Source organism: Lentzea flava (genome assembly GCF_014648475.1).
Classification (GTDB): domain Bacteria; phylum Actinomycetota; class Actinomycetes; order Mycobacteriales; family Pseudonocardiaceae; genus Lentzea; species Lentzea flava.
Window position 1 is genome coordinate 1 of the sequence record NZ_BMRE01000176.1, and the last position, 580, is coordinate 580.

Below are 580 nucleotides of genomic sequence, written 5' to 3' on the forward strand. Positions count from 1 at the left end.
TCGCCTCCGTCGAAGGATGCAACACAAACCCAGGCGACACACTGGAAACCAGCGAAACGTCACGACCTCGCAGTGACGCCACAAACTCCGGAAGAGTACTCCGCCCTTTCGTTCCGGGACGGAACTTGATAATCGCACCCCGCACCTCCGACGGCAACAACACCGCCGACATCCGCACCCGCCAATCCTGCACAAGGTTGTTCGCTAATTTTATATTGATTTGGTCGCCGCTGACATTGATGATCTCTGACATCGTGTAAGGTTTTCCAGTGACCGGGTCGTCAAGACAGCTCATTTTCCAGAACCATTCACTGAACAGCCCACGCGTCAACTCGGACAAGAACCTGCCGTTCGTCGTGCGACCCAGCGGGATCGCACATCCCCACTCATCTTCGACCCGCCTGATGGCACCCGTGAACTTGCCACCCCCACCCGGACCGGGACGCCACCCCGTAAGCCCCAGCCGCACCTCATCCGGCAACGACACACCCCCAGAGGACACCGCAGACCCGCCAGCACCCGCCCCCCTCACCCGCTTCACCGGCCGCACCCGCTCACCACCCAGACCAGCCCCAGCGAA

Annotated in this window: 1 protein-coding gene; it reads right to left on the reverse strand. The window is 61.0% G+C overall.

Annotated features, from left to right (window positions below):
- A partial coding sequence (locus IEZ09_RS47345; protein ID WP_229813585.1) for a hypothetical protein occupies window positions 1-253 on the reverse strand: 253 nt, incomplete at its 3' end.
- Between the last annotated feature and the right edge of the window lie 327 nt (window positions 254-580).